Origin of the sequence: Okeania sp. SIO3B5, from assembly GCF_010692555.1 — a bacterium.
Lineage (GTDB): Bacteria > Cyanobacteriota > Cyanobacteriia > Cyanobacteriales > Microcoleaceae > Okeania.
Genome location: NZ_JAAHHG010000527.1, coordinates 1 through 6883, shown reverse-complemented (window position 1 = coordinate 6883; position 6883 = coordinate 1). Strand labels below are relative to the sequence as shown.

The following is a 6883-nucleotide window of genomic DNA, read 5'->3' as shown; positions in this document are numbered from 1 at the left end:
GGAAGCCAGATGTTGCTGCGCTTTTTGTTGAACGGGGGATGCGCGGGGGCTTTACCAGAACTAAACAATCGCACATTCATACTTCAATTCAGCAACGCCTCCTTTTGCCCTCTGCCTTCCCTCTGCCAAAGTATAAGTATTTAACCTAACATGATATTATACTATAATACTATTAAGCAGATAAACAAAATTAATCACACACTTTGTCAGAATGAATCCCTTATTAGGTAAACAATTTTGTTTAGGGGCGCTTTGGGGATATTTCTCAAAGCATTGCGTTAGCGAAGCGGCGCGTTAGCACGATACCGCCAATGTCGATGGTTCTGCCGTCACATTGCTCTGAACGGTTCTCCCAACTTTTACCGGGAATTGCCGGGCTTGATGTATCTGCTTATCAAATTAATTCATACTCACTTAACTAAAACCATCTATAAATATGCAGCTTAAAACTATTTGGCAATTAGGTAGCAATAATCCAGAAAATCCAAATAATCTAGACACTATCCGTCAATGGTGGGCAGCCATAGCTGACAAAGAAATTACCTGGCGACAGCGACTTATTCCTGCTAGTGGCGATCTTACAGAACTTGATTGGGAACCTCAAAGATTTGATGAAATATTTGAGATAGCTAAAGCAGAAATTCGCGGTATTACTCTTTATTGGCAAAAACCAAACTCAACGACAGAAAGCAATACAACTGTTCAAAAACTAGAATTACACCATACTCGTCAGGAATTATATATTTTTCCTAAATCTCAACAACAATTGGTAATTAGAGTTGCATTGCCAGAAGTAAAATATCAAAGAATTGAAATTAATAATCCCGAAGTTTTAGTCGAAGAAAATAGTATCTTATTTCAGGATGCAACGCAGTTATTAGAAGTACAAATTAAACTAACACCAGAACAGTTAAATCAATTAAAAGAAAAACTTAAAGAAAATGACTAATCATACCCATGAAATTATTGATATACAGCAAACAACTTGTTGTATAGTTGGTGGCGGACCAGCAGGTGTTGTATTAGGATTATTGTTAGCGCGTCAAGGTATCTCAGTCACTCTCCTGGAATTACATCAAGACTTTGATCGCGATTTCCGAGGAGATACTATTCATCCTTCCGTAATGGAAATAATGGCACAAATAGGTTTAGCTGACCGTCTATTAGAGTTGCCCCATTCCAAAGCTCGCACACTCAAGTTAAGTTCTCCTAATGGTGACATTGATCTGACTGACTTCAGTCGCTTAAAAACTCCATATCCTTATATTACTATTCTGCCACAAGTCACATTTTTAGAATTTATTGCTACTGAAGCGCAACAGTATCCCAATTTTCATTTAATCATGGGTGCAAACGTACAGGAAATTATTAAAGAGGATGGAGTCGTGCGTGGGGTGCGTTATCGGGGTGATGGAGGTTGGCACGAAGTTCGAGCATTATTAACAGTGGGAGCAGATGGTCGTTTCTCCCGAATGCGTCAGTTAGCGGGTTTTGAACCGATTAAAACTTCTCCACCAATGGATGTAATGTGGTTTCGTTTGCCACGCAAGTCAGAGGAACCTAATGGTTTATCAGGTCGTGTGGGTAATGGCAAGATGGTGGTTTTGCTTGATGTAGCTGCCGCACTTGCTCCGCCAACGCTCAGATTTCTGGCAAGTAGCTTATATGATTTCTAAGGGTGCTTTTGCAAAGTTGCGCACTGCTGGTATAGATTTTTTGCGAAAGTCTTTGGTTGAGTTGGTGCCAGAATTTAGCGTTGGCGAAGCAAGTGCGGTAGCTACATCGCTACCATTTACTTGAAGATTGGTCTAATATTGCTTTTCTATCTGTAGAGTCGAGTCGTCTTCCTAAGTGGTATCTACCGGGTTTACTGCTCATCGGGGATGCTGCTCATGTTATGTCACCTATGGGTGGAGTCGGGATTAACTATGCTATTCAAGATGCAGTTGTAGCAACAAATATTCTCAGCGAACCGCTAAAACTTGGGAGTTGGCATTTGTGGGATTTGGCAGAGGTGCAGCGTCAACGGGAGTTTCCAACTAGAGTTATTCAATGGTTTCAGGGGTTAGCTCAAAAACGGATCGTTGCTCGTGCGCTGAATCAAAATCAGCAGTTTACTGTTCCTGCTTTTTTACGGTTGCCGATACTGCGGGATATTCTAGCACGGTTGATTGCATTTGGGATTTCACCTGTGCGTTTGAATAGTTGAATTTAATGATTAGATTGTTTGAGTGGCAGCTTTTGAACATATTCAAACAACTACTAAGATAATGTTAACTGATAACCTTTTTATTCTCCTAATACCATATATGTCATGATAATAAAATTATAGTAACCTTTTAGAGATTATCTGTGAATGATTTAACCATTATCGAAATTGTTGAAGCTGATATTATTGATTCTACAGTTAAAGTAGGAAGTGGGTGTGAATGAAGAGGAAAAGGAAAACAACCTCAGTGGAATAATCCTAAATCAACTAAAGCTTATGATCATATTATTCGCCATCATGGTGCTCAATTAAATCCTACTAATTTACAAGGTAGAGCATCCAGTACTAAGAAAGATCAAGGACAGTGGTTAAACGATCAAGATTGGCTACAAGCAGAAAAATTAATGCCAAAGTATTATGGGTACTATGTCATTAAATTTAATCGTCCTATTGGTAGAGTTTATCATGATGATGGAAGGATTAGTGAAAATGTAGTTTATGCGGAAATTGGCAGAAATTCAGATGGAACAATTAAGTATGCTTATCCTATTGTTGAACCTAAAATAAACTATAAATAAGAGGTCAAAATGAATAAAATTAAGCAATTTAAACTAAGATTAGGTCATAAAAATATAGAAAATTTTACTACTCCTCCTGATGATCCTTTAGGGGAGTTATCTGACTTTGAATTAGGGTTAAGGAAGTTTTGTTATGAGTTTAATCGTCAAGTTATTGTAGAAATTGGGCAAACTAAGTTTAAGGTATTTTTAGACCCTGATATTTGTATCTTATTGGAGGATAGATTCACTGAACAAATAGGAGAGTTAGAACAGGATCAAATCATGGGTTTATATTTCGTTGAAAGTTATTGGTGTAGAATAAAATTTGTTCCTGTTGATACGCAAATTAAATGTTATTTAAAAGAGTTTAATTATTATCATCAGGAATCATTAATTATATTGAATAAACAACAGGTTTTGACTGAATTAAAGCAATTTTTAACTGAATTAATGAGTCTAGTAGTTAATCAAGGTTATATTAGTTTACAAGATAGAGATGAGTTTATTAAACCTGCTTTTGTTCAATCAGAGGTACTAAGATAGTCTTCTTTATTTGTATTGTTGGGATCTAATTTTAAAATCCCATCAATAGTTGTTCAATTAATTTCTGATTATTAGTTTTAAATATTTGCTTTAAAATACTAATTTTCTTGTAGTAAGATAACAGCTTTAATAGAGTATTTTTCATTTGCAAAACCTCTTTTTTTTTGTGCTAATTATTTTTTATGTCCTATCAAATGATTGAACTGAATGTGATGTGGGGAACTAATTTTTAACATATTTTCTGGAGTATCGTGGATATTAGCTTTAGATTCATATCGTGTTTTACTCTTAGGAATTTTGATATTCTTAATACTAACAAAACGGTATTTGTAATTATCAAGAAAATCTCCTTTCTCCCAAAATGATTTACCAATTGCTTGACAATATTCAACAAAACACTTCGCCCCTTTGAGTTGCTGGATAATCTCTTTCTCTTTAGATGTATTTTTTCCTCGCTTCATTTCAATAAAGACGATAAATTTTCCTTTTTCGATAATATCAGCAATAATGGCAAAATCTGCACGTTTGCATTCACCACGACTTCCCTGGAAAATTGTAGTTGGTGCGCTAAAAGTATCTACCTTAATCACGATAACTTCATCATAATTTGGCATTCCATAAATAGTTACAGTATAGTTATCACAATCTTCTGTGAGTTTGACGATATTCTTCTGATATTCAGATTCTAATGCTACTGTAGCTCTCGGTTGAATCATCCTTTTAAGGATATCAATATCAGAATCAACCATCAATCTTCACCCCAGGCGATCGCTTCCTGAATTCGATTCATTTCTTCAATAGTTGTATCAAAACTACGAGCTTCAATACCCATTTCCGGGTCAATATTTGCTAGGGTAAGAGTTGGGCACTTAATTTTTCTTTTATAACCTTTTGGTTGCATAAGTTTTTCTTCCGCAATATATACCTTAATCTTTTCAGCAGATATTAATTCTTCTGTTTGATAACCCTCTTCCTCAGCAATGCGTTTAAGATGAGGTTTATCGTGATTCAGCATAATTAGCGTATTTAATTCTTTGATAATATAATCACTATGGGTAGTAATAAAAACCTTGATTCCAAGATTAATAAGTCGAGCAAATAGTCTGGCAACACGACGCTGGTTTTCGGGATGTAAGTTTAATTCTGGTTCATCCACCATCAGTAAGTCCCCAGGTTGAGCTTCGTGTTTTAGATAAAAACCAATATCTAGTAAAGAACGCACAGCGCTAGAACTTTCAAGCATAGACAGTTTTGGAGGTCGTTTCCCTTGCTTTGGCACATAATAAAGTTCGTCTCTGGAAGTAACTGTATACTCACCTCCAATAATATCAGCGAAATCATTCAAAACTTCAGGATGGTTATTATAAAGAAAACTACGTTGTTTGGAAATTTTCTCTAGTTTCTGTGTAAACTCTACATTTTTTTCAACTGGAAGTGGATAATCTTGATATCCTTCAAATAAAAACTTTCCTATATCGATCTTATCATCTGCCTGACTCATTTCTTCAAGCAAACGGTTGCGGGCAAAATTTAACTCTTTACGAAAAATAGCAGCACCTGTTCTTTCTGCACTAGCGATAAAAGTTCTAGGAAAAAGTTGATAAAAAATAATTTCTTTGAGAGCATTTGCAATCAAATCATTAAAAATCTCAGTTATAATTTCCGCTTTTGCTTTTTCAACTAGAAGCGTTACAACTAATTCTGTACTATCATCATTTTTGGTAATGGAAAAAAGTTCTCCTCCTGGAAAATTTATTTTATCCTCAAACTTCATATTCAAACTAATATCATTAATATCATTTATATCAACAATGACATCAAATTTTGTTTTTTTGAATCGTTCAGGTGCTGCTGCAAAAATATTTGGTAATTTCTTGGTATATTCTTGACAACCTTTAGTAACAATTGTTTGAGTCTGTTCGATATATTCTTGTATATCAATACTAATTACACCTTCAGCAAATAATTGCTGAATTTTATCGTCAACATCAATAGTAAGTATATCTTTCCAAGTAGACAAAAATCCAAATAAAGCATAAGTAGCATAAGTCTTGCCAGTATTGTTACCACCACAAATAATCGTCAGATCGGCAAGAGTAAATTCAGCTTGCTTTAATACACCAAGATTTTGGATTTTAATTTTCATTGCTGATAAGACTTTGTAATTCCTTGTATCTGTCTCGATAGTTAAATTTTAATGATTTGATGGTTTGAGTAATACAACTTTCTCATCTGGTAAATTAATATTTTCAGCTAATTTATACAGAAAATAGAGTTTAAAATATCTGATATATTCTTGCCTAAATAATCGCAATTCACCACGAATAGCTAAATATACTCCCATTGATTATAAGTAGCCGCTTGCCCACATTGCTGTTGATTTTCATCTAGAAGATTCCAGATGGTAACATCTGAAATCCAAAACCGTTTACCTTTGCTGGAAATACGAACCCCCCGATAACCACTAACATAGCCTTGAGTTTGTACCTGAGTCAGTAATAGCTGGCGATCTTCGCGCTCTGAAAGTTCTGCTGTCTGACGAGAAGGGGTATGAGTCAACTGCTCCCAACTCATTTCCCATAAATCCAACGCTTGCTGATTACCATAATTGAAGATAGGATTTTCTTCCATACCGTGAGAAACAACAATAAATGGAGCTTCCCATAAAGCTTGAGCTATAAATTCCGGTGTTCTCTCTATATCCAGTAGAGATTTACCAGTCCAATATTTATAGCTCCATAACAGTCTTTGAGTATGGCGAATTATAGTTTCTTGTTTCCAAGGGTATGAGATATTTTCAGTCATTGATAATTTTTCAACAGTTAATCATCAAGCATTCTATCTTGATTTTCTACCTTTTAAATTAGATTTCTCTTAAAATTTTACCTGTTAATTTGAATCAATAATTTATCTTGCCTTGTAATAAGGATGTACATCAATGCTACAACCACCATCTACAAAAAGAGTTTGCCCAGTAATATAACCTGCCTCTTCTGAAAAGAAAAAGCCAATAGCTGCTGCTACTTCCGAAGGTTTACCAGCACGCCTCATTGGTATCCCACAAATTAAGCGTTTTTCCTCTTCACTTCCGGTTGGAAAAATGCGCCTACGGCTTTAAGCAAATGTGGATTTATGAGGGGCTGCGTGCGGAATTTACTTCCGCAATTTAAACGCCCCGTCCCATTTGCGGTAGACTAACCACAGAATCCAGGGTGTTTCAACCCCTGGAGATGTCAACTATTCCCCGACTTGCAGATACATCAAGTCCGGCAATTCCCGGCAAAAGTCGGGAAAACCGTTCATAGCAACGTGACGGCAGAACCATCAACGCAGGCGGTATCTCGCAATGCTTTGAAGAATATCCCCAAAGCGCCATTCCAATCTCTCGGCATTGAATGACCGCAATGTGGACATTTAAAATGCTTCGAGCCTCCTAAGTTTTGGTGAACATGACCGCAATGAGTACAAGTTTTGGAAGTATATTCCTCAGTTACATCTATTACGGTTGCTCCTCGTTTTAAAGCATGGAACTTAAGAGTTTGTTTGAAACGATAATGTGCCCAATTTAGCA

Annotated in this window: 12 protein-coding genes; 6 read left to right on the top strand and 6 right to left on the bottom strand. The window is 36.0% G+C overall.

All coding sequences use genetic code 11. The features are described 5' to 3' along the window. Nucleotides 1-436 precede the first annotated feature (436 nt). From F6K54_RS37410 to F6K54_RS37385, 6 genes are all read left to right on the top strand, one after another. Nucleotides 437-949: a hypothetical protein gene (locus F6K54_RS37410; protein ID WP_293089059.1), complete on the top strand. Its 513-nt coding sequence runs from the start codon at nt 437-439 to the stop codon at nt 947-949. Further along, on the top strand, nt 942-1676 hold the full coding sequence (locus F6K54_RS37405) for an FAD-dependent monooxygenase (protein ID WP_293089058.1): 735 nt from the start codon (nt 942-944) through the stop codon (nt 1674-1676). The genes F6K54_RS37410 and F6K54_RS37405 overlap by 8 nt, the downstream gene beginning before the upstream one ends. Then, nucleotides 1666-1800 (top strand): hypothetical protein, encoded by a 135-nt coding sequence (locus tag F6K54_RS37400; protein ID WP_293089056.1) that lies wholly within the window; start codon nt 1666-1668, stop codon nt 1798-1800. Before F6K54_RS37405 ends, F6K54_RS37400 begins: the two co-directional genes overlap by 11 nt. Before the next feature lie 13 nt (nt 1801-1813). Beyond that, complete coding sequence (locus tag F6K54_RS37395) at nt 1814-2209, top strand: FAD-dependent monooxygenase (RefSeq protein ID WP_366558350.1); 396 nt, start codon at nt 1814-1816, stop codon at nt 2207-2209. A 404-nt stretch (nt 2210-2613) separates the two neighbouring features. Continuing rightward, nucleotides 2614-2787 (top strand): hypothetical protein, encoded by a 174-nt coding sequence (locus tag F6K54_RS37390; protein WP_293089055.1) that lies wholly within the window; start codon nt 2614-2616, stop codon nt 2785-2787. A 9-nt stretch (nt 2788-2796) separates the two neighbouring features. After that, nucleotides 2797-3312, top strand: coding sequence for a hypothetical protein (locus F6K54_RS37385; protein ID WP_293089054.1), 516 nt, complete (start codon nt 2797-2799; stop codon nt 3310-3312). 173 nt (nt 3313-3485) lie between these two features. Here the strand turns inward: F6K54_RS37385 and F6K54_RS37380 are convergent, their stop codons facing one another. The 6 genes from F6K54_RS37380 to F6K54_RS37355 all read right to left on the bottom strand — a co-directional run. Further along, nucleotides 3486-4061 carry a hypothetical protein gene (locus F6K54_RS37380; RefSeq protein ID WP_293089052.1) on the bottom strand — a complete coding sequence of 192 codons (576 nt, stop codon included), beginning with the start codon at nt 4059-4061 and terminating at the stop codon, nt 3486-3488. Next, entirely contained in the window at nt 4061-5458 is a 1398-nt protein-coding gene (locus F6K54_RS37375; protein ID WP_293089051.1) for an AAA family ATPase, read from the bottom strand. Before F6K54_RS37375 ends, F6K54_RS37380 begins: the two co-directional genes overlap by 1 nt. A 48-nt stretch (nt 5459-5506) precedes the next feature. Further along, nucleotides 5507-5656, bottom strand: coding sequence for a hypothetical protein (locus F6K54_RS37370; RefSeq protein WP_293089049.1), 150 nt, complete (start codon nt 5654-5656; stop codon nt 5507-5509). Next, a complete protein-coding gene (locus tag F6K54_RS37365) occupies nt 5641-6117 on the bottom strand; it encodes an MEKHLA domain-containing protein (RefSeq protein ID WP_293089048.1) in 477 nt (158 codons plus the stop codon). The genes F6K54_RS37370 and F6K54_RS37365 overlap by 16 nt, the downstream gene beginning before the upstream one ends. Before the next feature lie 102 nt (nt 6118-6219). After that, complete coding sequence (locus F6K54_RS37360) at nt 6220-6378, bottom strand: SDR family oxidoreductase (protein ID WP_293089061.1); 159 nt, start codon at nt 6376-6378, stop codon at nt 6220-6222. Nucleotides 6379-6611: 233 nt separating this feature from the next. Next, nucleotides 6612-6883 (bottom strand): zinc ribbon domain-containing protein (locus F6K54_RS37355; protein WP_293089047.1); only part of this gene is annotated, 272 nt, incomplete at its 5' end.

Excerpts from the sequence above, each read along its gene's own strand:
- F6K54_RS37410 (WP_293089059.1), top strand. The coding sequence starts at position 437 with ATGCAGCTTAAAACTATTTGGCAATTAGGTAGCAATAATCCAGAAAAT.
- F6K54_RS37390 (WP_293089055.1), top strand. The coding sequence starts at position 2,614 with ATGCCAAAGTATTATGGGTACTATGTCATTAAATTTAATCGTCCTATT.
- F6K54_RS37370 (WP_293089049.1), bottom strand. The coding sequence starts at position 5,656 with ATGGGAGTATATTTAGCTATTCGTGGTGAATTGCGATTATTTAGGCAA.
- F6K54_RS37405 (WP_293089058.1), top strand. The coding sequence starts at position 942 with ATGACTAATCATACCCATGAAATTATTGATATACAGCAAACAACTTGT.
- F6K54_RS37375 (WP_293089051.1), bottom strand. The coding sequence starts at position 5,458 with ATGAAAATTAAAATCCAAAATCTTGGTGTATTAAAGCAAGCTGAATTT.
- F6K54_RS37365 (WP_293089048.1), bottom strand. The coding sequence starts at position 6,117 with ATGACTGAAAATATCTCATACCCTTGGAAACAAGAAACTATAATTCGC.
- F6K54_RS37400 (WP_293089056.1), top strand. The coding sequence starts at position 1,666 with ATGATTTCTAAGGGTGCTTTTGCAAAGTTGCGCACTGCTGGTATAGAT.
- F6K54_RS37380 (WP_293089052.1), bottom strand. The coding sequence starts at position 4,061 with ATGGTTGATTCTGATATTGATATCCTTAAAAGGATGATTCAACCGAGA.
- F6K54_RS37385 (WP_293089054.1), top strand. The coding sequence starts at position 2,797 with ATGAATAAAATTAAGCAATTTAAACTAAGATTAGGTCATAAAAATATA.